The organism is Hoeflea sp. TYP-13 (assembly GCF_040932035.1).
Classification (GTDB): domain Bacteria; phylum Pseudomonadota; class Alphaproteobacteria; order Rhizobiales; family Rhizobiaceae; genus Hoeflea_A.
In genome coordinates, this window is record NZ_JBFRBB010000004.1 from 115369 (window position 1) to 136628 (window position 21260).

22 protein-coding genes and 1 tRNA gene are annotated in these 21260 nt (G+C 58.6%); 11 read left to right on the top strand and 12 right to left on the bottom strand.

Going from position 1 to position 21260, the window contains the following annotated elements; all coding sequences use genetic code 11:
- The first annotated feature begins 299 nt into the window (after window positions 1-299).
- Window positions 300-1907, top strand: coding sequence for an ABC transporter substrate-binding protein (locus ABVT35_RS20780; RefSeq protein WP_368469023.1), 1608 nt, complete (start codon window positions 300-302; stop codon window positions 1905-1907).
- 72 nt (window positions 1908-1979) lie between these two features.
- On the opposite strand, the gene ABVT35_RS20785 is transcribed toward ABVT35_RS20780, so the two are convergent.
- Genes ABVT35_RS20785 through ABVT35_RS20795 form a run of 3 tightly spaced genes read right to left on the bottom strand, consistent with a single transcriptional unit; the run spans window position 1980 to window position 5671 of the window.
- On the bottom strand, window positions 1980-3638 hold the full coding sequence (locus tag ABVT35_RS20785; protein ID WP_368469025.1) for an ABC transporter ATP-binding protein: 1659 nt from the start codon (window positions 3636-3638) through the stop codon (window positions 1980-1982).
- Window positions 3639-3641: 3 nt separating this feature from the next.
- Complete coding sequence (locus ABVT35_RS20790; RefSeq protein ID WP_368469026.1) at window positions 3642-4703, bottom strand: ABC transporter permease; 1062 nt, start codon at window positions 4701-4703, stop codon at window positions 3642-3644.
- Window positions 4704-4714: 11 nt separating this feature from the next.
- Window positions 4715-5671 (bottom strand): ABC transporter permease, encoded by a 957-nt coding sequence (locus ABVT35_RS20795; RefSeq protein WP_368469027.1) that lies wholly within the window; start codon window positions 5669-5671, stop codon window positions 4715-4717.
- A 346-nt stretch (window positions 5672-6017) separates the two neighbouring features.
- Between ABVT35_RS20795 and ABVT35_RS20800 the strand changes: the two genes are divergently transcribed.
- Entirely contained in the window at window positions 6018-6650 is a 633-nt protein-coding gene (locus ABVT35_RS20800; protein ID WP_368469029.1) for an adenylate/guanylate cyclase domain-containing protein, read from the top strand.
- Window positions 6651-6697: 47 nt separating this feature from the next.
- A complete protein-coding gene (locus tag ABVT35_RS20805) occupies window positions 6698-6970 on the top strand; it encodes a hypothetical protein (protein ID WP_368469030.1) in 273 nt (90 codons plus the stop codon).
- A gap of 75 nt (window positions 6971-7045) precedes the next feature.
- Here ABVT35_RS20805 and ABVT35_RS20810 read toward each other — a convergent pair whose 3' ends face one another.
- The gene (locus ABVT35_RS20810; RefSeq protein WP_368469031.1) at window positions 7046-8575 is read right to left on the bottom strand and encodes a trimethylamine methyltransferase family protein; all 1530 of its coding nucleotides are present in this window, start codon (window positions 8573-8575) and stop codon (window positions 7046-7048) included.
- A gap of 245 nt (window positions 8576-8820) precedes the next feature.
- Between ABVT35_RS20810 and ABVT35_RS20815 the strand changes: the two genes are divergently transcribed.
- Complete coding sequence (locus ABVT35_RS20815) at window positions 8821-9726, top strand: TetR family transcriptional regulator (RefSeq protein WP_368469032.1); 906 nt, start codon at window positions 8821-8823, stop codon at window positions 9724-9726.
- Window positions 9727-9815: 89 nt separating this feature from the next.
- Here the strand turns inward: ABVT35_RS20815 and ABVT35_RS20820 are convergent.
- Both ABVT35_RS20820 and ABVT35_RS20825 read right to left on the bottom strand, forming a co-directional pair.
- A tRNA-Leu gene (locus ABVT35_RS20820) sits at window positions 9816-9902 on the bottom strand.
- Window positions 9903-10022: 120 nt separating this feature from the next.
- Entirely contained in the window at window positions 10023-10559 is a 537-nt protein-coding gene (locus ABVT35_RS20825; protein WP_368469033.1) for a methylated-DNA--[protein]-cysteine S-methyltransferase, read from the bottom strand.
- A 333-nt stretch (window positions 10560-10892) separates the two neighbouring features.
- Here ABVT35_RS20825 and ABVT35_RS20830 point away from each other — a divergent pair, with 333 nt between their 5' ends.
- On the top strand, window positions 10893-11117 hold the full coding sequence (locus tag ABVT35_RS20830) for a hypothetical protein (protein ID WP_368469035.1): 225 nt from the start codon (window positions 10893-10895) through the stop codon (window positions 11115-11117).
- Between the two features lie 379 nt (window positions 11118-11496).
- Here the strand turns inward: ABVT35_RS20830 and lepA are convergent, their stop codons facing one another.
- Both lepA and ABVT35_RS20840 read right to left on the bottom strand, forming a co-directional pair.
- Window positions 11497-13317 carry a translation elongation factor 4 gene (gene lepA, locus ABVT35_RS20835; protein WP_368469037.1) on the bottom strand — a complete coding sequence of 607 codons (1821 nt, stop codon included), beginning with the start codon at window positions 13315-13317 and terminating at the stop codon, window positions 11497-11499.
- Window positions 13318-13406: 89 nt separating this feature from the next.
- The gene (locus ABVT35_RS20840; protein ID WP_368469038.1) at window positions 13407-14324 is read right to left on the bottom strand and encodes a DUF2306 domain-containing protein; all 918 of its coding nucleotides are present in this window, start codon (window positions 14322-14324) and stop codon (window positions 13407-13409) included.
- A 104-nt stretch (window positions 14325-14428) separates the two neighbouring features.
- Between ABVT35_RS20840 and ABVT35_RS20845 the strand changes: the two genes are divergently transcribed.
- Window positions 14429-15217, top strand: a complete 789-nt coding sequence (locus tag ABVT35_RS20845) for a LytTR family DNA-binding domain-containing protein (RefSeq protein WP_368469040.1) — start codon at window positions 14429-14431, stop codon at window positions 15215-15217.
- A gap of 4 nt (window positions 15218-15221) precedes the next feature.
- Here ABVT35_RS20845 and ABVT35_RS20850 read toward each other — a convergent pair whose 3' ends face one another.
- Window positions 15222-16097, bottom strand: a complete 876-nt coding sequence (locus ABVT35_RS20850; RefSeq protein WP_368469042.1) for a YiiX/YebB-like N1pC/P60 family cysteine hydrolase — start codon at window positions 16095-16097, stop codon at window positions 15222-15224.
- A gap of 179 nt (window positions 16098-16276) precedes the next feature.
- Between ABVT35_RS20850 and mbfA the strand changes: the two genes are divergently transcribed.
- Window positions 16277-17260: an iron exporter MbfA gene (gene mbfA / locus ABVT35_RS20855; RefSeq protein WP_368469043.1), complete on the top strand. Its 984-nt coding sequence runs from the start codon at window positions 16277-16279 to the stop codon at window positions 17258-17260.
- 6 nt (window positions 17261-17266) lie between these two features.
- Here mbfA and ABVT35_RS20860 read toward each other — a convergent pair whose 3' ends face one another.
- Window positions 17267-17704, bottom strand: coding sequence for a DUF3995 domain-containing protein (locus tag ABVT35_RS20860; protein ID WP_368469044.1), 438 nt, complete (start codon window positions 17702-17704; stop codon window positions 17267-17269).
- 134 nt (window positions 17705-17838) lie between these two features.
- On the opposite strand from ABVT35_RS20860, the gene ABVT35_RS20865 reads away from it, so the two are divergent.
- On the top strand, window positions 17839-18420 hold the full coding sequence (locus ABVT35_RS20865) for a TetR/AcrR family transcriptional regulator (protein WP_368469046.1): 582 nt from the start codon (window positions 17839-17841) through the stop codon (window positions 18418-18420).
- Between the two features lie 12 nt (window positions 18421-18432).
- Here ABVT35_RS20865 and ABVT35_RS20870 read toward each other — a convergent pair whose 3' ends face one another.
- Both ABVT35_RS20870 and ABVT35_RS20875 read right to left on the bottom strand, forming a co-directional pair.
- Complete coding sequence (locus tag ABVT35_RS20870) at window positions 18433-19023, bottom strand: transglutaminase-like cysteine peptidase (protein ID WP_368469687.1); 591 nt, start codon at window positions 19021-19023, stop codon at window positions 18433-18435.
- Window positions 19024-19170: 147 nt separating this feature from the next.
- The gene (locus ABVT35_RS20875; RefSeq protein ID WP_368469688.1) at window positions 19171-19965 is read right to left on the bottom strand and encodes an alpha/beta hydrolase; all 795 of its coding nucleotides are present in this window, start codon (window positions 19963-19965) and stop codon (window positions 19171-19173) included.
- 248 nt (window positions 19966-20213) lie between these two features.
- On the opposite strand from ABVT35_RS20875, the gene infC reads away from it, so the two are divergent.
- The 3 genes from infC (at window position 20214) to rpmI (ending at window position 21234) form a co-directional block, all read left to right on the top strand.
- Window positions 20214-20750 (top strand): translation initiation factor IF-3, encoded by a 537-nt coding sequence (gene infC / locus ABVT35_RS20880; RefSeq protein WP_368469690.1) that lies wholly within the window; start codon window positions 20214-20216, stop codon window positions 20748-20750.
- A 207-nt stretch (window positions 20751-20957) separates the two neighbouring features.
- On the top strand, window positions 20958-21095 hold the full coding sequence (locus ABVT35_RS20885; protein WP_368469718.1) for a hypothetical protein: 138 nt from the start codon (window positions 20958-20960) through the stop codon (window positions 21093-21095).
- Complete coding sequence (rpmI, locus tag ABVT35_RS20890) at window positions 21034-21234, top strand: 50S ribosomal protein L35 (RefSeq protein WP_220228947.1); 201 nt, start codon at window positions 21034-21036, stop codon at window positions 21232-21234. Before ABVT35_RS20885 ends, rpmI begins: the two co-directional genes overlap by 62 nt.
- Window positions 21235-21260 lie beyond the last annotated feature (26 nt).

Here is a 21260-nt window from a genome sequence, read left to right on the forward strand (position 1 = left end):
CCGGACTGAATAGCATTCGGTTCGGTTTCAGCGCGGGTTCTTACAACAAAATTTTTATAACAACAGGTTGCAAGCCAATCAGCCTCGTTGAAGAGCTGTGTGAAGTCCCGCTGAACGCGATCAATCCTGTGCCTGGCGGCGTTTCGGGGGACATGTCCATCGGCCCGCCGCATCATGTCCCGGCACCTGGCGCGGACCGCCTTATGGAGGGTGAAACAAAAAGGCTAGATTTTCAGCGGGAGTCGGATAGGCTGTACCCAAAATAACAAAATAAACCCAATATGATCACGGGAGAAATCATGAGCAATCGAGACACTGATGCCTTACTGGCAAAAATTCTGGAAGCGGCGCAAAAAAAACGCCTGAACCGCCGCGGCTTCATGGAAGGCGCACTGGCAACCGGCGCTACGGTGGCTGCGGCCTCGACGCTTTGGTCAACGAAGGTAGCCGCACAGACGCCGAAAAGAGGGGGGACATTCCGCGTCGGCGTGCATGACGGAAACACGGCGGACAGCCTTGATCCGGGAACGACTGAAAGCGTCTACATGATTCAGCTGTCGCATGCATGCCGCAGCTATCTGACTGAAATCACCAATACAAACGAACTCGGTCCGGACATTGCAACGAGCTGGGATGCATCGGCCGACGCATCGGAGTGGCGGTTCAAGCTTGCTTCGGGCGTGACATTCCACAGCGGCAAGACGATGACTGCCCAGGACGTTGTGGATTCACTGAACTTTCACCGCGGGGAGAAGACGACCTCGGCCGCCAAGGCCCTGCTTTCCGACGTTACCGACATCAGCGCCGAAGGCGACGACACCGTTGTCATCAAGCTGTCGTCCGGCAATGCGGACCTTCCATTCCTCGTGTCGGACTACCACCTTGTGATATTGCCGTCCAACGGAAACGGCGGTGTGGACTGGGAAAGCGGTGACGGCACCGGTCCGTACAAGATCGTCAATCATGAGCCGGGTGTGCGTACCGAACTAACCAAGCACGACGGCTGGCACCGTGAGGGCGCCTATTTCGCCGAAGTGCACATGCTTGCGCTCAACGATGCCAATGCGCGCCAGACCGCGCTGATCACCGGTGACATCGATGCAATCACCGACGTCGACTTGAAGACAGTCGGTTTGTTGCAGCGTGCTCCGGGCATCAAGATCGACGATGTGCCCAGCGGCTCGCATGTGACCTTGCCGATGTTCTGCGACCAGGCCCCGTTCGACAATGTCGACGTCCGCCTGGCGCTGAAATATGCCATCAACCGTCAGGAGATCATTGAAAAGATCCTCTTTGGTTACGGCAGTGTCGGCAATGACCATCCGATCGCGCCGTCTCTGCCCTATTGGGCGGATCTGGAGCAGCGCACCTACGACCCGGATAAAGCCAAGTTCCATATGGAGAAATCCGGTCTCGGCAACATCAAGGTCAGCCTCTCTGCCGCCGATAGCGTCATGAGCGGTGCCGTGGATATGTGCGTGCTGTTTGCTGAACATGCCAAGGCTGCCGGGATCGACATCGAAGTCGTGCGTGAGCCGAATGACGGTTACTGGTCAAATGTGTGGCTGGTCAAACCCTTTGTATTCGTACAGTGGGGCGCGCGGCCGACGCCGGACGTCATGTTCTCGCTTGCCTACAAGGACGACGCCGCCTGGAACGAGAGCCATTGGCAGAACAAGCGCTTCAATGAGCTTCTGCTGCAGGCCAAGTCGGAACTCGATCAGGACAAGCGCGCGGACATGTACAAGGAGATGCAACTCCTGTGCAAGGACGATGGCGGCACCATCGTTCCGTTCTTCCGCAATCGCACCATGGCGCGCCGTGACAATGTCATGCACGGCGAGTTCATTGCGTCGAACTGGGAGCTTGACGGCGCCCGCGGTTACCAGCGCTGGTGGTTCGGCTAAGAAAAAAGCTCCGGACCCGTCAGGGTCCGGAGCCGGTTACCTCAAGCCTGATGTCCGGCGGATGCGCCGGCATCAGGTTTTTTTCTGCGTTGCCGCCTCGCCGATATTGTCGGTTCCGCGCTGTTCCAGGAGATTGGTCAGCCAGTCGGGATCCATTTCCGGCACCGAGGACAGCAGAAGGTCCGTATATTCGTGATGCGGCGGTTTGAACATGACGTCCTTCGGCCCCATCTCAACGACCTTGCCTTCCTTCATCACCACAACGACGTCGGCAATGGACCGGACCGTCGCCAGATCGTGGGTGATGAACATATAGGCGAGGTTCAGCTCGTCCTGCAGCCGGTCCAGCAGCCGCAGGATCCCCTCTGCGACGAGCTGGTCAAGGGCGCTTGTCACCTCGTCGCAAATGATGAAGCTCGGATCGGCAGCCAGCGCGCGGGCGATGCCGACGCGCTGCTTCTGCCCGCCGGAGAGCTCGGACGGTAAACGATGATAGTAGAGCGACGGCTCCAGCTCGATCTGATCCAGCAACTGGTCGACGCGTTTTTTAAGGTCCGCTCCGCGCAGGCCGCTGTAGAACTTCAATGGCCGGCCGATAATCTCGCCGATGCTCTTTTTCGGATTCAGCGCCGTGTCGGCCATCTGGTAAATCATCTGCACATTGCGCAGCTGGTCCTTCTTGCGGTCCTGATACCGCGGCGGCAATTTCTCTCCGTCATAGAAGATCTCACCATCTGTCGGCGGCAGCAGCCCGGTAATGCACCGCGCCGTGGTGGATTTGCCGGAACCCGATTCACCCACGACCGCAACCGTGCGTCCGCGGTGAATGTCGAAAGACACGCCGTCGAGCACTTGAACCGGTCCATAGGAGGCCGAGACGTTCTTCACCGATATGAGCGGTGTTTCCCCTTCCGGCGGCGCCGGCTTCTGCTCCCTTTTGAAGCTGCGCACGGCCCATAGCGACTTGGTATAATCTTCCTCCGGGTCGGCCAGCATCTTGCGCGTTTCGGCCTCTTCGACTTCGTCACCCTTCAGCAGCACCTTGATACGGTCCGCCATCTGGGCAACGACCGCCAGGTCATGGGTGATATAAAGGGCTGCGGTGTTGAACTGATCGACGATATCGCGGACAGCCGCCAGCACCTCGATCTGCGTCGTCACGTCCAGCGCCGTGGTCGGCTCGTCGAAAATAATGAGATCCGGACGGCAGCTCATGGCCATCGCCGTCATCGCCCGCTGCAGCTGTCCGCCGGAGACCTGGTGCGGATAGCGAAAGCCGATCTCTTCCGGGTTGGGAAGACGCAATCGCCGGTAAAGTTCGACCGCATCCTCCTGGCTTTCCGTCTTGGTGTTGACCTTGTGCAGCAATGCCGATTCGGTGTGCTGGTCTATCAGCTTGTGCGCCGGGTTGAAGGACGCTGCCGCCGACTGTGCGACATAGGCGATGCGCGAGCCGCGCAACGCCCGCCGTTCGGACCGGGTTGCCGTGGTCAGGTCCATGCCGTCGAAAAGCACGGTGCCGTTGGAAATCCGGCATCCGTCACGGGTAAAGCCCATGGCTGCAAGTCCGATGGTGGATTTGCCCGCACCGGATTCGCCGATCAACCCCATCACCTCGCCGCGATGCAGCGTCAGGTCGACACCATGGACGATCTCGATCCACTGTTCGTCCGAATATCCCTCAATCTTGAGGTCCTTGATTTCAAGCAGAACACTCTGGTCTTGGGTCATGACCTACTCCTTCAATCCGGAGGAAATGTGCAACATCCAGTCCACCACGAAATTAACCGCGACGGTCAAAAGTGCGATGGCCGCGGCCGGTATCAGCGGGGTGGTGGCGCCAAAGGAAATCAGTGTCGCGTTTTCACGCACCATCGATCCCCAGTCCGCCGTCGGCGGCTGGATGCCGAGCCCCAGGAACGACAGGGCGGAGATGGCAAGGAAAACGAAGCAGAACCGCAGGCCGAACTCGGCGGCGAGCGGTGCCGTGATGTTGGCCAGCACTTCCTGGGTGATCAGGTACCAGGTCGATTCACCGCGCAGCCGCGCCGCTTCGATGTAATCCATCACCACAATATTGCCGGCGACGGCCCGCGCGAGGCGGAAAATCAGCGGTGAATATAAAAGCGCAATGACAAGGATCAGATTGATCACACTGGTCCCGACGATGGTCAGGAGCAGCAATGCAAAAATGAGCTGTGGTATGGCCATGAGCGTGTCGACGATCCTGCCGAGGACCTGGTCGACCCAGCCGCCCATGGACGCCGCCACCAGTCCGGCGAGCGTGCCGACGATAAAGGCGATGGCAGTCGTCAGAAGGGCAATGCCGACGGTGTTTCGCGCACCGTAAATCAGACGGCTGAAAAGGTCGCGCCCTAGCTGGTCACCGCCCAGAAGCATCACATCGTCCGGTGGCGCAAAGGAACTGCCGACGACTTCCGCCTCGCCGAACGGCGCAATGACCGGGGCAAAGACAGCCGCGATAATATAGGCGATGATCACCAGCAGCCCGAACGCCGCCGTCAGCGGCGCGGTGCGCATGAGCTTGGCGCCCTCCGGCGGCAGCACCTGTATCAGCGATTCCCGGAAGCTGTAGGAAAGGCCGGCAGCCGCTGCCAGCAGTGCCACGAAGATGGTGATATTGACCAGCACATCGGCACCTCCCAAAAGCCCCGAGATCAGCGATACGCAAAGCAGCGTAAACAGAATGAGCAGCGCCGTGCGGTATTTGTAATAGGCCGCAACGCAGCAGGCGAGGATCAGGAATGCGTAGTAGATAATAACAAAGGAAATCATTTATCCGGTCCTCACTTCGGGTGCCGCAGCCGCGGATTTGACAGGATTGCACCGACATCCGCGATCAGGTTGAAAAGGATGAAGGTGGCGGCGAAGATCAGGCAGCAGGCCTGCACGACCGGGAAGTCCCGTTTGGTCACGCTGTCGACGAGCAGCTGTCCGACGCCCGGATATACGAAGACGACCTCGACGAGCACCACGCCTGTAATCAGATAGGCAAGGTTGAGCGCAACGACATTGATGATCGGCGCCAGCGCGTTCGGCAGCGCATGCCGGGTGATCACCTTTGAATTGGGAACGCCCTTGAGACGCGCCATTTCAATATAGGGTGAGGCCAGAAGGTTGATGATGGCCGCCCGCGTCATGCGCATCATGTAGGCGGTCACGACCAGCGCCATGGTGATGGCCGGAAGCATGGTCCGATACAGTCTTTCAATGAAATCCATATCAGGCGTAACGTTCGAGATGGCCGGAAAAATCTGGTTTTGCACGGCGAGATAGACAATCAGGATATAGCCGAGGAAAAACTCCGGTGATGAGATTGAGACCAGGCTGACCGCATTGGCGACGCGATCGAAGACGGAATTGCGGTAAAGCGCGGCAAGCACGCCGAGCCCGATTGCCAGCGGAACCGATATCACCGCAGCAAGTCCCGCGAGGAACAGCGTATTGGCAAATCGCGGCCCGAGCTGTTCGGCAACCGAGCGCTGGTTTGCCAGTGAGACGCCGAAATCGCCCTGAACCGCACCGCCCAGCCATTCGAAATAGCGAATATATGACGGCCGGTTTAGCCCGAGTTCTTCGCGCAGCGCGGCGACGGTTTCCTCGGTCGCGGATTGTCCCAGAATCTGCTGGGCGATGTCACCAGGTAGCAGCTCTACTGCGCCGAAAATAATGATCGAAACGACGAGCAATGTCCCCAGACCAAGCAGCAGTCGTTTGCCGATCAGCGGCAATACACCTCCCATAATCCCCTCCTTGTGATCTTTCGGTTTCGAATGATCGTTAACTTTTATTAAACGGATGTTCGCAATTGGCCGCGCGTAAAGTCAACTCAAAACAAGTGTTTGTGGATTGCGGTGGATTGTTTGTTGTCTCGTGAGGTCGGTCGAGACGCTGGAAATGCCGCGCCAGGAAACGTTTCGATGATCGATTTCGGCCTGTTCAGCTGCTGAATTACCGGCTGCTTGTCCCCGGATATCGGTGATGCCGGCACCGTGTGCGCACAGGCCACTTTTATTCCGGTGGCCGAAATCATATATCTATGGATAGTGGCCAGATCGGTTTTCTGTGCCTTTCCCCGGGGGTGTGATCATGACTGCGACCCAATCCAAAGTGGAACGCAAGCTGACAACAATCCTTGCGGCGGATGCTGCCGGCTATGCCAGCGCCATGGATGCCGACGAGGTGGGAACACTTGAGGCACTGCGTGCCGCAAGGGAAGTTTTTTCAAGATTTATCACCCGGCACAACGGCCGCATCGCCAATACCGCCGGCGACGGGCTGATTGCAGAATTTCCATCCGTCGTCGAAGCCGTGCAATGCGCCATCGAGGTGCAGCGTGAACTCGGTATCAATGGTGGCCTGCGCTTTCGCATTGGCGTTCATCTCGGCGACGTGATCGTCGATGGCGGCGATCTTCTTGGTGAGGGTGTCAATCTCGCCGCGCGCCTTCAGGCCATGGCCGAACCCGGTGGCGTGCTCGTCTCCCAGCAGGTCTACGACCAGGTGCACACCAAGCTCTCCGTGGGCTTTGAATATCTTGGAGAAAAGCGTCCCAAACACTTTTCCGAGGATGTACCGGTCTATTGCGTTTCCTTCGGCGATGAGGCCTCGAAGCATGTCTTTGGACGGCATGCCGGGAAATCACGGCATGAAGCGAAAAAGGCAGAGCCGAAGCGGCCGCAGCCCGAACGGGCCGTCGCTGCCGGCGCGGCAGCCGGGTAGAGGCGCTCCGTGACAAGGTTGTCCGTCAAGCCAAGGTGCTGGGCGTCGTGTGGATCGGACTTCTGGCGATCAATCTGGCGACCGGGGGCAGTTTTTGGGTGCAGTGGCCGGGTGTCGCCATGCTGGCGCTGCTGGGCCTTAAAGCCGCGCCGCTCTTTGTTTCCGGCCGTAACCAGACCTATCTGGCGCGCTTTGCCGTCATTGTCGGAGCGCTGGCGCTGATCAACCTTTTTTCCTGGTCCGGCACCCTATGGGTCATCTGGCCCGCCGGCGCGCTTATTGTCGCCGAGGTGATCAGACGCCTGAATGCCCGGGTTTGAACGCCCTGATTTTTTGATGTTCCCGGATGAAATCGGTCAGGCGCGTCCGGCTTGCCCGACAAGGCTGTTTGGGGCTCAGCCGGTAACTGGATGCTCAGCTTCGAACCGCTTCTGGATCGCGCGGATTTTCTCAAGGACCTCGTCGGGCAATTGATCCGGCACATGCTTATCCAGCATTTCCTGCATGTCGCGCTCGATCCTTTCCACCAGGGTCTCATCGTCCAGATTGCCGGAGCTGACCGGGAAGTTGGCACCATAGTAACGGGCGTTCCAATATTCCCTGCGACAGTGCCGGGCGGTATGCGGATGCGCCAGATAATTGCCGCGCGCGCCTACCTCGCGGGTCAGGTCGCGCGCCAGCATGTCGTCATCGACGCCGATGCCTTCCCACATTTTTCGCAACAGACCCACCAGCTCGTCGCAGAAGACGAGAGCATGGCTGGAATAGGTGATCCCCTCGTCGAGCGAACCGAGATAATCGCAAGTGGCCGGGCGGGCGTAGAAGGCATTCAGCATGTTGCTGGAGATTTCCCAGACCGCATCTTCGTCAAAGCGCCGGGCCGATGAGCAGCCGCCTATTCCGGTGGCGGAAGGCAGATCCAGCGAGCGCATCACCTGGCAGATCGCAAGATCACCCAGATACATCTGTGAGAAGCCCCCCACCCCTCCGGTGGCCGCCTCCATGAAGGCGACGTCCGATCCCGGCAGACAGAACGATCCGGGCCGCACCATCTGGCTCAGCACCAGAGCCGCAAGATCGGTTGCCAGGGCGTGCACGAGGCAGCCCGCCAGGGTGATGGGGGCGGATGCCCCGCCGATGGTTACGGTGCCGATGATCAGCGGGATGCCGTATTGCGCCGCGCGAATGATCTGATCGGTATGCGTCTTTGCATAATAGAGCGGCAGGGGTGTTACGACATGGCTGAAATAGGGTTTTTTCACCAGTGCCCCGCGCCCGCCGCGGATGACCTCCGCCATCTCGATGACCACATCGAGTGTTTCGGTATATTCGCACAGGAATTCAAGGGGTTTGGAAGTATACTCCGCCAGCACTGCGAACTCGTCCACCTCGCCGTGAATGTTGGACTGTTCGACGATCTTGCAGGCCACGCAGGCGCCGTCGATATTCGGCAGCACATCCACCAGCCGGGTGATCTGCGCCAGGTCCGCGCGGGTGCTGTAGCGTGGTTCGCCGGTTTCCTCATCATAGACCTTGATGCAGGTCATGCCGGAAAAGAACCAGGTGTGATGTTTGTCGAGAGTAATGAACTCGGTGCCGGGCCGGTTCCAAACCTTGACGCTGCGTGCGGCAGTGCGGATGGCGTCCCGGACGATCTCCGTCGGAAATCTCACCAGACCTTCCGGGCCGACCGCGCAGCCGCCCTTTTCGAGTATCCGAAGGGCTTCAGTATCGGGCTCGAACCCGATACCGGTGTCGCGCATCAGTTCCAGCGCCGCATCGACCACTTGATCTACGCTGCCGGTGCTTAGCGGTTCGTACGGTGCGAGTGCACCGTCGACCAGACCGATATCCCGGCTCCGGTCCACTTTTTGGGCTGCCTCAACGGCCAGGATTTTCTCTTCACGCGCTCTTCTTCTACGCATCTGCTTGTCCGTCTGCTTTTCAGTGATCTACAAAAACTAAACGTACATTTAAATTATTGTAAAGTGGAGTCATGGGGATTGCGGTTTTCATGTCTCTGCTCAGTACGAATATAAATTTATAACTATGTGAAATAATTAGCAGAAATAGTGAGTCTCACCAAAACCTGTGACAAAATGTAACACGGCATTGAAGTAAATTTAAATATGTAGTTAATTATGCGAAACAGATTGGGTTGCAGTGCGCAATGACTGACGACACGCAAGACACAGTGATGGATCGGGCGACGGTTTTCGCAAACGGACAGGACGCCAATACCCGCATCCAGGCAGAACGCCGGCGCCAGCTGATCGACGCAACGCTGACGGTCATCGCGGAAAACGGGATTTCAAATGTCACCCTGGCCAAAGTGGCCGGCCGCGCCGGGCTGACAGCGGCCATGATCAATTTTCACTTCGCGGGCAAGGACAGTCTTTTGCTGGAGACGCTGCGCTTTGTCTCCAATGAATTTCAGGAGCGGTTTGACACCGCTATTGCCGGATCAAAGGGCAATGCCGTGCGGGCGTTGAACGGCATCATTGACACCCATTTCGACCCGCTACTTTCCGACCCCCGGCGGCTGGCGGTCTGGTACGCCTTTTGGGGGGAAAGCCGGGCGCGCGTCGAATACCAGTCCCTGTGCGGTGACGCGGACATAGCCAATGAAGTCAAGGTCAGGGCCCTGTTCGAGCAGGTTGTGGCCGCCGAAGGTCTGGACGGCATGGATGCCGAAGCGCTGAGCCTCGCCTTTCTGGGCATGCTTGAATTTCAGTCACAGGGCTTGCTCATTGACGAAGGACCCCGGGAACGCGACAGGCGCAAGCGGCAGTGCCAGGCCTTTCTCACCAGCATATTTCCCCGGTCTTTTGGAAAGGCACCGGATATGGACAAACCGCCGCCTTCCCGAAAATGGGTCTGCGTTGGACATATAGATGACCTGATCGAAGGCTGCGCCCCGATCATCGAACCGGATGTGAATGGGGTGACGGTGTACGTCCGAAGGGGTGCTGAGGGGCAGATTCAGGCGTTCCGGTATCGCGAGAATTGTCCCGCGGACGATTTGCCGTTTGTGCAGGTGAGACTTTCCGACGGGCTGATTTTCGTGCGCCCTTGAGGGAGTTCCCGTTCAGACAGCAGCGCAAGCGGATTGAAATGCTGTCCCGTGCCGTGTCAGCGGCAAAATTTTTTGAAAATAGAGAGTTTTGGTGCCCAGAAGAGGACTCGAACCTCCACGACCTTGCGGTCACCAGCACCTGAAGCTGGCGCGTCTACCAATTCCGCCATCTGGGCAATTCAACTGTGCCGGCGTGATGTAAGGCCGTGGCCGTTTCCTGTCAATGATTTATTTAAAGGATTCCCGGCGATACGTGCAATTGATCTGGCAAGTGCCGCAACACCCCGAAATCGACCTCAAAGAAGATACGGAAACCCGCCCTCGTGCTTGAGCAGATGGATTTTCATCTCGACGCCGCCTTCTCCGGAAAAGCCGCCGACGCCGGTTGCCGACAGCACCCGGTGGCAGGGCACGATAATGGGAATGGAATTGGCGCCGCAGGCCTGGCCGACGGGCTGACCGTAAGTGTCGAGCGCTTTGGCAATATCGCCGTAGGTGCGCGTCTCGCCGAGCGGAATGGCCAGCATTGCTTCCTGAACACGTTTTTCGAAGGGATTGGAGGAAAGCTGCAGAGGCAAGTCGAATTCCGTCAGCTTGCCGTCGAAATAGGCGGCAAGCTGCCGTCTTGCCTCTTTTAGCAATGGCGTTTCTTCGGTCGGCTCATACAGGGCGGTATCGCGTCCCCAAAGCAGCCTTGCAATCTTTCCGTCCGTTTCAACGACAACGATCAGGCCAATCGGCGTATCGATATGCGCCACATGGCTGTTCCTTGTCGCGTCGTCGCTGATTTTTGCCGGATCGGCGGACGGTGAAGATTCGGAAGAGGTGGTCATATCCGGATCGTGCCTTCCCGTAACGGCCGTGTCAATTCACGCCGTTGTGCAGTAAAAATCGTGATTTCTTTAGGAAAAACCGGTGGTTGCAACCGTCGGCGCCGGTTCTCTCGGCAAGTGTTCAATTTTGATTAATAACCTCAATATTTCAACAAGTTATATTAATCACGGTTACCCATAGTTTTGTCCCAAAATGATCCCGGACAGGACATTTTTCCTCCCATTTGCCACCACAAATCGGGGCCAGTCTCTGCGCTGTCCGGCGATGGGCTGGACGGACGGGTTGCCTCCCAGACGATTTAACCCGCCCTGTAAAAAACAAGGAGAGTACCAATGAAAAAGCTTCTTTTGGCGATGGGTTTTGCCGCATTCTCTATGGCTGCTTCAGCCGAGACGGTTGAATTCGCGACTGCCGATGCCGATGGCAACGGTGCCGTGACAATGGAAGAAGCAATGGCAGCAATGCCGAATGTGTCGTCCGACACTGTCGCAGCTGCTGACAGCGATGGAGACGGGGTTCTCACCGTAGCCGAATACGAAGCGTTGGCCAGTCAGTAATTGGCGCTACCCCTCTCACATGTTCCATACGGGCAAATTGGTGAACATGTGTGTATCTGACTGAACGGCGCTTTTGCCGGGACCCCCGCCGTGTTTTCGCGTGGCGGGGGTTCAATTTATCTGTCCTCACGCCGTACGCGCCTTCGGCGCTGGCTCCGGACGGGGCGGGCCAAAGGGCCCGACGCGCGGTCGCGCTTGCGCCTTCGGCGTTTGTGGTCCGTATGAACGCAGCCGACTGGCTGCCGGGCGACTTTTCGCCCGCGCCTGCGCAGGCCAGCCGCGATAGCGGCGGTACGGCCGTGAGCGAAATCAATCTTGCCCGCCCCGTCCGGAGGTTAGCGGCGAAGCCGCGCTCAACCGTGAGGGCAAAAACTCCCCACTAATCATCCTTCATCTTCAACGCGGCGATAAAGGCTTCCTGCGGAATATCTACCTTGCCGAACTGGCGCATGCGTTTCTTGCCGGCCTTTTGCTTGTCCAGAAGCTTGCGTTTGCGTGAGGCGTCGCCGCCATAGCATTTTGCCGTTACGTCCTTGCGCATGGCGGAAATCGTTTCACGGGCAATCACCGTGCCGCCGATGGCCGCCTGGATCGGTATCTTGAACATGTGGCGCGGAATGAGGTCCTTGAGCTTTTCGCACATGTCGCGGCCGCGCTTTTCCGCCGCCGAGCGGTGCACCATCATCGACAGCGCGTCCACCGGCTCGCCATTGACCAGAATCTGCATTTTCACCAGATTGCCCGGCCGGAGCTCTGTAATCTGGTAGTCGAAGGATGCATAGCCCTTGGAGATCGACTTCAGCCGGTCGTAAAAGTCGAAAACAACCTCGTTGAGCGGCAGATCATAGGACAGCATCGCCCGGGTGCCGACATAGGTCAGCTCCACCTGGATGCCGCGCCGGTCCTGGCATAGTTTCAGGATCGCGCCGAGATATTCGTCCGGCGTCATGATCGTGGCGCGGATCCACGGTTCGTGGATTTCCGCGACCTTGACCACATCGGGCATGTCGGCGGGATTGTGCAGCTCGCGCTTGCTGCCGTCCGTCATGACCAGTTCGTAAACGACCGACGGGGCGGTTGCGATAAGGTCGAGGTCGAATTCACGCTCCAGCCGCTCCTGCACGATCTCCAGATGCAAAAGGCCGAGGAAGCCGCAGCGAAAGCCGAAACCAAGGGCTGCGGAGGATTCCATCTCGAAGGAGAAACTCGCGTCGTTGAGGCGCAATTTGCCCATGGCTGAGCGCAAATCCTCGAAATCGGCGGCATCGACCGGAAACAGGCCGCAAAACACCACCGGCTGGGCCGGCTTGAAGCCGGGCAGCATGTCGGCGGTGGGACGCTTGTCCTCGGTAATCGTATCGCCGACACGGGTATCGGCAACTTCCTTGATCGATGCGGTAATGAAGCCGATTTCGCCGGGACCCAGCCCCTCGACATTCGCCATTTTCGGGGTGATGACGCCGACGCGGTCCACCGGATATTTGGCGTCCGTTCCCATCATGCGGATGGTCTGGCCTTTTTTCAGAACGCCGTCGATGACGCGCACCAGCACGATGACACCGAGATAGGCGTCATACCAGCTGTCGACCAGCAGTGCCTTGAGCGGCGCGTTCTCGTCACCCTCATGGGGCGGCGGCAGGCGGTGGACAATCGCCTCCAGTACATCCGGAATGCCGAGGCCCGTTTTTGCCGAAATCTCGACCGCATCGGTGGCGTCGAGCCCGATAACCTCTTCGATCTGCTCCTTGACGCGCTCGGTGTCGGCAGCCGGCAGGTCGACCTTGTTGAGAACGGTGACGATCTCATGGTCGTTGTCGATTGCCTGATAGACATTGGCGAGCGTCTGCGCTTCGACGCCCTGACTGGCATCGACGACGAGGAGTGAGCCCTCGCAGGCGGAAAGGCTGCGCGAAACCTCATAGGCAAAGTCGACATGGCCGGGTGTGTCGATGAGGTTGAGAATATAGGTCTCTCCATCATCGGCCTTGTAGTGCAGCCGAACGGTCTGCGCCTTGATGGTGATGCCGCGCTCGCGCTCGATATCCATATTGTCGAGCAGCTGATCGGACATTTCGCGGTCCGCCAGCCCGCCGGTCAGTTGGATGAGCCGGTCGGCCAGGGTCGATTTGCCGTGATCGATGTGCGCGACAATCGAAAAATTGCGGATTCGCGATAGCGGTATTCGTGATGATGCAGTCATGGCACGCCCTATAGATCAAATTATAGGGCGCTGAAAAGCTATTTTGCACAACAGCGGAGCAGCGATCGGTGCGATACCGCAATTGTCACCTAAATCCGGCTGGCGGAGGCGGCGAGTTTCAACGTCTGCAGTTGTGCCCGTGCCTGGGCAACCACCAGTGCTGACAGGAAGCCAGAGGCGGCGCTGACTGAAAACAGCCACACCGGATCAACCTGCATTGCGGGAAATGCCGCCGCCATGAAGCCGTTGGCATAGCGGATCGAAAAGACACCGATCAGAACGGTCATGGAAAGCCACTCACCGGCCACCTCGATCTTTCCGTCGTCCGTTGGTGTGATGATATCCCTGCTGCCGACAGCAGTGCCGAATGCGGCGCCCGGCACAGCGCCCGCCGAAAACCCTGCCAGAACCGCGAGCGAGAGCCCGGCCGCATAAAGATTGAAGAGTGACAGCGCCGTTACAACAACCGGCGTTGCGATCAGTTGCCAACGGCTGATGATCCGGTCACGGCTGCGCAGCCAGCCGAGAAGAATGAGCCCGGCAAGCAGCGGCCACACCCAAAAGGGCGTGCCGACCACCGTTGCGATGACAAAGGCCGTAGCCGGCCCCGGCGCACCGGCTGCCACCTCGTGCATGATCCGGCCGGGCGAAAAGCTGAATGTTCCGGCAACCAGCAGCGCGCCGACATAGGTCGATATCATTGTGAACCTGTGGCCGCGGATCTTGCCGCGCCGCGCCAAAAGGACGGCCGCAAGCAGGCTGATCAGTGTTGCGGCCGAGAGTATATGGATCGGGCTCCAGCGGCCCCAAAGGTTGATTTCGTGAATGGCGAAGGATGACACGGACGTCACCGCCATCAGCAATATCCAAATACGGCCGGCCAGCCTGTGGGCCGGTGTACCCTTGCGGCGGACGAAGACATATGCGCCCAGAACTGCGGCGGCAAGGGCGGCGTAGACGTGGATCTGTATGGCGGCGGATGCCTGAAAGAGTGGGTCTGGCGTCATGGTCCTCTAACCGGTCAGGTGGGTTCAAAGCACGGTTGCCATTGCTGATTGCCCGGTTAGACTCGGGGCCGGAATCACTGTTTCGCCAAAGGCCATGAATATTCGTGACTGACCGGACCCTGCAATTCACGCTTCGCGAATGGTGGCAGCAAGTGTCCTCGCCGAAGGCCGTTGTCGCGGTTGCCGGCGCTGGATTAGTCCTCGGCCTGTCTGGCCCTTTCAACACCTATGAGACGATGGAGCCCGTATCTCGGGTGCTCTACTGGGTGCTCGTCGCCATCGTCACATTCGGCGTGGGGCTGCTCAATGCCAGGCTGATTGCGGAGCACACGCCGGCACGCAATCTCGGCGTGCTGCCCGCCTACGCCGTTGCCGGTGTCGTCGGCGGCATCCCGATCTTCATCGTGGTCGAGCTCATCAATCTGATCGGCAATGTCGGGCAGACGGAGACCTGGGACAGTCTCGGAGTTTCACTGGCCTATTGCACGGCGATCAATTTCTGCATCTGCATGCTGGTCGCCTGGTTCGGCACCGGTGAGCAGCAGGAGCAACAGGATCTGCGCGATGAAGAGGCTCCCCGGCTGCTCAAGCGCCTGCCCATCGAATTACGCGGGCAGATTTCACACCTGTCGATGCAGGACCACTATGTCGAAGTGGTCACAGAGCGCGGCAGCAAGCTGGTTTTGATGCGCCTTGCCGATGCGATTTCGGAAACTGAGCCGGTATCGGGCGTGCAGGTCCACCGCTCCCACTGGGTCGCCCTCGACGCAGTGGCAAAGACGCGGCGCGAGCGCGAGCGCTATGTCGTCGAGATGAAAAACGGAGCAATTGTTCCGATCAGCCGGTCTTGCCTGCCCGCTGCCCGCAATGCCGGGCTGATACCGGCTGCCTGACGGTTTATTCCTGCCGTGTTTTTTCTTCCGGTTGCTCGGGCTCATGCATGACGAATTCCCGGTCCGCCGTGACCGTGTCGTGACCTGGATGCGGATGCCAGTTCAGCTGCTTGTAGTCGAATCCGTGTTCCAGGGTCGGTTTGACGACCCGGAAATAGGGCGACAGGTCGAAATCGCGCTGCGTGAACAGCGAGTGATGGCGAATATGCAGGATCTCGCGGCGCGAATAGGTCGATTGCGCCGTCATGTGGCCGGGCAGCCTCCTGATTTCCGGCAGGATCGGATAGCGCACCGACTGGAAGGCCTGCGCGATCAGTGACGAACAGATCGCCCGCGTCGGATCGCCCGAGCCGAAGGACAGCATGCGCCGCCGCCAGCGCACGGGAACCGGAGGTGTGGGCAGGAAGAAGCGCAGCATGTCGAAGATGTTTTTCAGGTCGTATTTGGTTCCGATGCGGGAAATCATGAATTCGACCACGGCGCGCCGGTCGTCGCCGGTAAGACCCACCGGCCTGCAGATGCGGGTGTTGTAGGTTGCATATTTCTTGAGCGGTGAGGCGATGCAGCCTTCGCCGATCACCACTTCGATAAGCTGACGCCGGTCGTCGCCCTTATTCGGCTCGCCGCAGGCATCTCCGACATAGAGCGCGGCGTGCGACCAGGTCGATTGCGTCAGATATTTGATGGCCGCCGATATTTTCTGGTTGCCTTCGACGAGCAATATGTCGCCCGAGCGCAGTGTGCGCTCCAGCGTTTCCGGGTCCGAAGGGGTATAGGGCTTGTAGCCGGAAGTTTCTGTTTGCAGCCGGCCTGCCACCAGCTGGCCGACCTTGTCGAGCCAGGTGTCCTTCGCCACCGCAAGTTTTGTGTCGTTCTCCATAGTTCCTACTATTTGGCGGCTTTCCGACGATATCAAGTCTGCGGGCAGCGCTTTGGCACAACTCTTGATGAGGCATTCTGCGGCTTCGATCACACAATTATCAGCTTGAGGTCCGGCAATCCTTGACCGCGGGCATGAGATAATTATTTTAGAATAATTCTAAAAAAGGAATCAGTCTCATGTTGCGTCGCCTTACGGGTGTTGGCCGCCGTTCTTTTTCTTCGCTGAGCGAGCAGGAAATACTCGCCCTTGCCATTTCATCCGAGGAGGATGACGGCCGTATTTACCTCGCCTATGCCGATGCGCTGCGGGACAACTATCCCGCATCGGCGGAAATATTCGAGGCTATGGCGAAAGAAGAGAACGAGCACCGCCGCCGTCTGATCGAGCTTTACCGCAAGCGTTTCGGCGAGCGCATCATTTTGATCCGCCGTGAGCATGTCAGCGGTTATCTGGAACGCAAGCCGCTGTGGTTGACCAAAAGCATGTCGATCGACAATATCCGCGACGAGGCAGAGCGCATGGAGCGCCAGGCCTGGCGCTTTTATCTGCAGGCCGCCAAGCAGTCGCAGGATGCCGCGACGCGCAAACTGCTCGGCGATTTGGCAGAGGAGGAGCGCGACCACGGCTCCATGGCGCATCGCCTTGCCGAGGATCACACGCCAGCGGATGTGCGCGCGGACGAAGCTCATATCGAGCGAAGACAGATGATCCTGACCTATATCCAGCCGGGCCTTGCCGGTCTGATGGACGGTTCGGTTTCGACGCTTGCGCCGATATTTGCCGCCGCCTTTGCCACCGGCGATACCTGGCAGACCTTTCTGGTCGGGCTTGCCGCCTCCATCGGCGCCGGCATTTCAATGGGCTTTACCGAGGTCGCTTCCGACGACGGGGTGATTTCCGGCCGCGGCGCACCGATCAAGCGCGGCCTTGCCACCGGCATCATGACCACCGTCGGCGGCCTCGGTCATGCGCTGCCCTACCTCATCCCCGACTTCACGATAGCAACCACCATCGCCATTGCACTTGTTTTCGTCGAGCTTTGGGTGATCAGCTGGATCCAGCACAAATTCATGGAGACGTCCTGGTCGCGCGCCATTTTCCAGGTGGTGCTCGGCGGCGCACTGGTTTTTGCCGCTGGCCTTCTCATCGGTACGGCCTAGCCTGGCTCATATCGCGAGATTGGCAATCAGCAGCCATACAAAGCCGCAGCCGAGCGCAATGCACAACGGCGCAAAATAACGCCGGTCGAGCGTGGCGAACGGCTCGATAGGGGCGGTCCAAATGCGTTTTGGTGTGTAGGTGCTCAAGCCGCGCAGCAGAAAAATACCGATCAGTACGTAAATACCCGCCGTTCTGATCCAGTCCGGCAAGGGCAACGAAAAAATGCCGCCGGCCCAAAGGGCGAACAGGCCGGCGAAGCCAATGGCCGTTGCAGCCAGTACCGTCAGCAGCGGCGAGGGGAAGCGTTCCAGATCCGGGTGACCCACGACGCTGCGCAGCAGGCTTTGCTGATCGGCACAGGGCCAGGGACTGCCGGTCGCCCACAAAAAATGCAGCAGTGAAACCGCGAACAAAACGGTGGCAACCGTAACGGAAACAAGCATTGGCCCAGTCCTCTTTTGGTTCGGGAGCGGTTTCAATTCGGAAATCCACTACCATACGCCACCGTATGTAACAGTTTCAGTTGAGCTGATCAATACGGCAGCGTATGGTTATTGCAGGTTCAGTGTGAGGCGCGATGACGCGGACAACAGAGAAGAAAAAGCAGCTATCGGCGGACGACTGGATCAAGGCGGCTTTTCGCGCCCTGTCCGAAGGCGGGGTCCAGGCAATCCGCGCGGAGGCAATCGCCAGGGAGCTGAAGACGACCAAGGGATCGTTCTATTGGCATTTCCGCGATGTTCCGGCCCTCAAGGAGGCGATGCTTGCGCGCTGGTGCCAAATGGCAACCGAAGACATTATCGCCATTAACAAGGAGCCTCATGCGGACCCGGCAACACGCCTGCGGGAACTGATAGCGCTGGTCACGGATGAGCGCAGCGCCGAATATGGCGGAATTCGCGCCGAGGCCGCGATACGCGAATGGGCGCGTTATGACGGCAAGGTCGCCGAAACCGCACGGCAAGTGGACCGTCGGCGGCTCGACTATCTGTCATCCATTGCCGCGGAGCTTGGCTACGGTGACACCGACCGAAGGATCGTGGCGCAATTGCTCTACGGCGGATTGATCGGCCTTGAATATCTGCAGGCGCAAAACCTTGCCGGCGCCGGAACCGCATTGCAGATTCTGGGCGACATGATTGCCGCGAAGGGGAAATAGCTGGAAGACGAATTATTCCGGGATCGAGCCCACCATCAGCTCGTCGCCATTTTCAATGTCGACCCAGCGGCCGGCATGAAACGACGCCTGACGTTTCAGATAGGTGTAGGGTGTCTCGGTCCACATCTTCACTTGGTCTTCGAGATTGTCGAGAACAAAATCGCCGTCGGCCGTGCGCAGTGTCAAAACCGCGTGGCCTTCACCATTGGGCTTGCGTACGACGGTAATCAACAGATCGGAAACGGAAAATCCGCGCTCAATAAGCATGGCGCGTTTGAGGAGCACATAGTCCTCACAGTCGCCGACGACATCGGGATAGGACCACACTTCCTCGCGCCCGTGGATCTCATAGTCTGTCATGGGCAGTACAGCGTAATTCACCGATTCATTGACTTCGCGCACGACTGTCCAGCCGAAATCGGTAACCCGGGGCGGTGCCGTGCGAACCCCTGTTCCGCGGCACTCCTGCCTGTTCTGTTTGCAGAATTCATAGTGGCCGATGGGCTGTGAAGTGATCTCTCCGACCACCATTGACGACCCGTTCGGCTGCGCGGCCATGACGATCGGCGTCGACGACGTCGCAAGCAAGCAGCCAGCCAGCATGGCTTTTATGAATACGCCCTTCATAGACGCCAGTCCCCGTTACCCACCATTATCGTTAACAGACAGTTAATGATTTTGAAGGCGGGGGAGTCAATGTGGAAACAGGGTTAGTTCAGATTATGGTTACCGCGGATACGGACAAATAGGTCATTCAGTCGGCGGGCGTGTCATCTGGGCAACGGTATTGAGCAGAATATCGATATCCTGCGGCCGCGACAGCCGGTGATCTCCGTCGCGAATGAGCGTCAGCACCACATCGTCGGCCGGCAGGTGCTCCACCAGGCGCAGCGCATGTGAATAGGGCACATCCGGATCGTCCATGCCCTGCAGGATATGAACCGGGCAGCCGGTCTCGATTATCCCGGTCATGACCCGGTTTTTGCGGCCGTCCTCAAAAAGGTCGCGCGTGAAGATATTGGGATCCGGCCCGTAAGGGGTCTCTTCTTCATAAAAGCCCTTTTCCTCGATGTCTTTCCTTTGCGCGTCCGTCAGAAGCGGCTCATGCAGATCGCTGGTGAAATCAGGCGCCGGCGCCAAAAGCAGAAGACCGAGGATCCGCTCGGCACGCCCCGCCTTCCTGAGCTCCTGCAGCATGCGGATGGCGATCCAGCCGCCCATGGATGAGCCAACGAGGATCTGCGGGCCCTCGGTGAAGCGGTCAAAGACGGCAAGGCTTTCCTCCAGCCAGCGCGAGATTGTGCCGCGCATGAAATCGCCGCCGGATTCGCCGTGGCCCGAATAGTCGAACCTTGTACAGGCAAGGTCGTTTTCGCCGGCGTAGCGGTCGAGCTCCACGGCCTTCGTTCCGGCCATGTCCGAGCGGTAACCGCCGAGCCACACAAGGCCGGGACGCTGCCTTGTGCCGGCGGCGCGATGGCGAACCGCAATCGTGCGGGCGTCCTCACCCGTGCCAACTTCGATTTGCATTGCGCCGTCCGTCATGATGCTGCCCTGTCTTTTCCGCCGTTTTCGATAGGTGCCGATTGTGACCGATTCGCGTTTCCGCTGACAGATCACACGTGAAACACCGGATTTGGAGGCCTTCAAGGCCGATGGCTGGTGATTTTTTTCGACAGTCATGCTATTGACTTGATTGTGGCGATGGTGACATTGCCGCCTCAGCCGGTTCGCGAAAGCGAATGCGGCTGATATATTGAGCCATTGACGAAACAGCCAGGGAGACTACGGCCATTCGCAGACCATTCAGAGCGCCGCCACCGACCAACACCGGACCGCGCGCCAACACCGACATCCGGGCTGCCCAGGTGCAGCTCATCGATGACGAAGGAAACAACCGCGGCGAAACTCCGATCGAAGAAGCGCTTTCGCTGGCCCAGGATGCGGGACTTGATCTCGTCGAGATTTCGCCGAATGCCAATCCGCCGGTTTGCAAGATCCTCGATCTCGGAAAGCTGAAATATCAGACGCAAAAGAAGGCTGCCGAGGCCCGCAAGAAGCAGAAGACCGTCGAGGTCAAGGAAATCAAGATGCGGCCCAATATCGACACCCATGACTATGAGGTGAAGATGAAGGCAATGAACCGCTTTTTTGACAGCGGCGACAAGGTCAAGGTGACCCTGCGCTTCCGCGGCCGCGAGATGGCCCACCAGCAGCTCGGCATGCAGTTGTTGCAGAAAGTCAAGGAAGATACGGTCGACATTGCCAAGGTCGAAGCCGAGCCCAAACTGGAAGGCCGGCAGATGATGATGGTCCTGGCACCGAAATAATCCCGATTGGAAGACGCGGCCAGGCGATAAATGGCCCAAAAGCGGCTTGCGCTTGTGTGCAAGGGCCGCTATAAGGCCGCGTCCGAACCGTCCGGCAGGGCATGCCGTGGCGGTTTTTAATGCAACAAAAACGTCCCCGAACGAAGATTATCCGCACCGTCTGACGGGCAGTTGGATTTTGAGTTCAGGCGCCACCGGGAACAACCCATGGCTTGGGACAAACAACAAAGAGGCCGGCTTAAAGCCCTTGCGGCGGATGCGGGTCTGAAGATGGAGAAGCAAAATGCCCAAGATGAAGACGAAATCGTCTTGCAAGAAGCGTTTCAAGATAACCGCTTCGGGTAAAGTCAAATCAGCCGCCGCCGGCAAACGCCACGGCATGATCAAAAGATCCAACAAATTCATTCGTGATGCCCGTGGCACCATGGTTCTTTCCGAACCGGATGCTCGCATCGTGAAGAAATTTATGCCGAACAGCCTTTAGGCTTCGCACCGGAATTAAGGAACTAT

What these genes read in the sequence shown, in the direction of transcription:
- ABVT35_RS20780 (WP_368469023.1), top strand. Translation starts at nt 300, where the DNA reads ATGAGCAATCGAGACACTGATGCCTTACTGGCAAAAATTCTGGAAGCG.
- ABVT35_RS20785 (WP_368469025.1), bottom strand. Translation starts at nt 3,638, where the DNA reads ATGACCCAAGACCAGAGTGTTCTGCTTGAAATCAAGGACCTCAAGATT.
- ABVT35_RS20790 (WP_368469026.1), bottom strand. Translation starts at nt 4,703, where the DNA reads ATGATTTCCTTTGTTATTATCTACTACGCATTCCTGATCCTCGCCTGC.
- ABVT35_RS20795 (WP_368469027.1), bottom strand. Translation starts at nt 5,671, where the DNA reads ATGGGAGGTGTATTGCCGCTGATCGGCAAACGACTGCTGCTTGGTCTG.
- ABVT35_RS20800 (WP_368469029.1), top strand. Translation starts at nt 6,018, where the DNA reads ATGACTGCGACCCAATCCAAAGTGGAACGCAAGCTGACAACAATCCTT.
- ABVT35_RS20810 (WP_368469031.1), bottom strand. Translation starts at nt 8,575, where the DNA reads ATGCGTAGAAGAAGAGCGCGTGAAGAGAAAATCCTGGCCGTTGAGGCA.
- ABVT35_RS20815 (WP_368469032.1), top strand. Translation starts at nt 8,821, where the DNA reads ATGACTGACGACACGCAAGACACAGTGATGGATCGGGCGACGGTTTTC.
- ABVT35_RS20825 (WP_368469033.1), bottom strand. Translation starts at nt 10,559, where the DNA reads ATGACCACCTCTTCCGAATCTTCACCGTCCGCCGATCCGGCAAAAATC.
- ABVT35_RS20830 (WP_368469035.1), top strand. Translation starts at nt 10,893, where the DNA reads ATGAAAAAGCTTCTTTTGGCGATGGGTTTTGCCGCATTCTCTATGGCT.
- lepA (WP_368469037.1), bottom strand. Translation starts at nt 13,317, where the DNA reads ATGACTGCATCATCACGAATACCGCTATCGCGAATCCGCAATTTTTCG.
- ABVT35_RS20840 (WP_368469038.1), bottom strand. Translation starts at nt 14,324, where the DNA reads ATGACGCCAGACCCACTCTTTCAGGCATCCGCCGCCATACAGATCCAC.
- ABVT35_RS20850 (WP_368469042.1), bottom strand. Translation starts at nt 16,097, where the DNA reads ATGGAGAACGACACAAAACTTGCGGTGGCGAAGGACACCTGGCTCGAC.
- mbfA (WP_368469043.1), top strand. Translation starts at nt 16,277, where the DNA reads ATGTTGCGTCGCCTTACGGGTGTTGGCCGCCGTTCTTTTTCTTCGCTG.
- ABVT35_RS20860 (WP_368469044.1), bottom strand. Translation starts at nt 17,704, where the DNA reads ATGCTTGTTTCCGTTACGGTTGCCACCGTTTTGTTCGCGGTTTCACTG.
- ABVT35_RS20865 (WP_368469046.1), top strand. Translation starts at nt 17,839, where the DNA reads ATGACGCGGACAACAGAGAAGAAAAAGCAGCTATCGGCGGACGACTGG.
- ABVT35_RS20870 (WP_368469687.1), bottom strand. Translation starts at nt 19,023, where the DNA reads ATGCTGGCTGGCTGCTTGCTTGCGACGTCGTCGACGCCGATCGTCATG.
- ABVT35_RS20875 (WP_368469688.1), bottom strand. Translation starts at nt 19,965, where the DNA reads ATGACGGACGGCGCAATGCAAATCGAAGTTGGCACGGGTGAGGACGCC.
- ABVT35_RS20885 (WP_368469718.1), top strand. Translation starts at nt 20,958, where the DNA reads ATGGCTTGGGACAAACAACAAAGAGGCCGGCTTAAAGCCCTTGCGGCG.
- rpmI (WP_220228947.1), top strand. Translation starts at nt 21,034, where the DNA reads ATGCCCAAGATGAAGACGAAATCGTCTTGCAAGAAGCGTTTCAAGATA.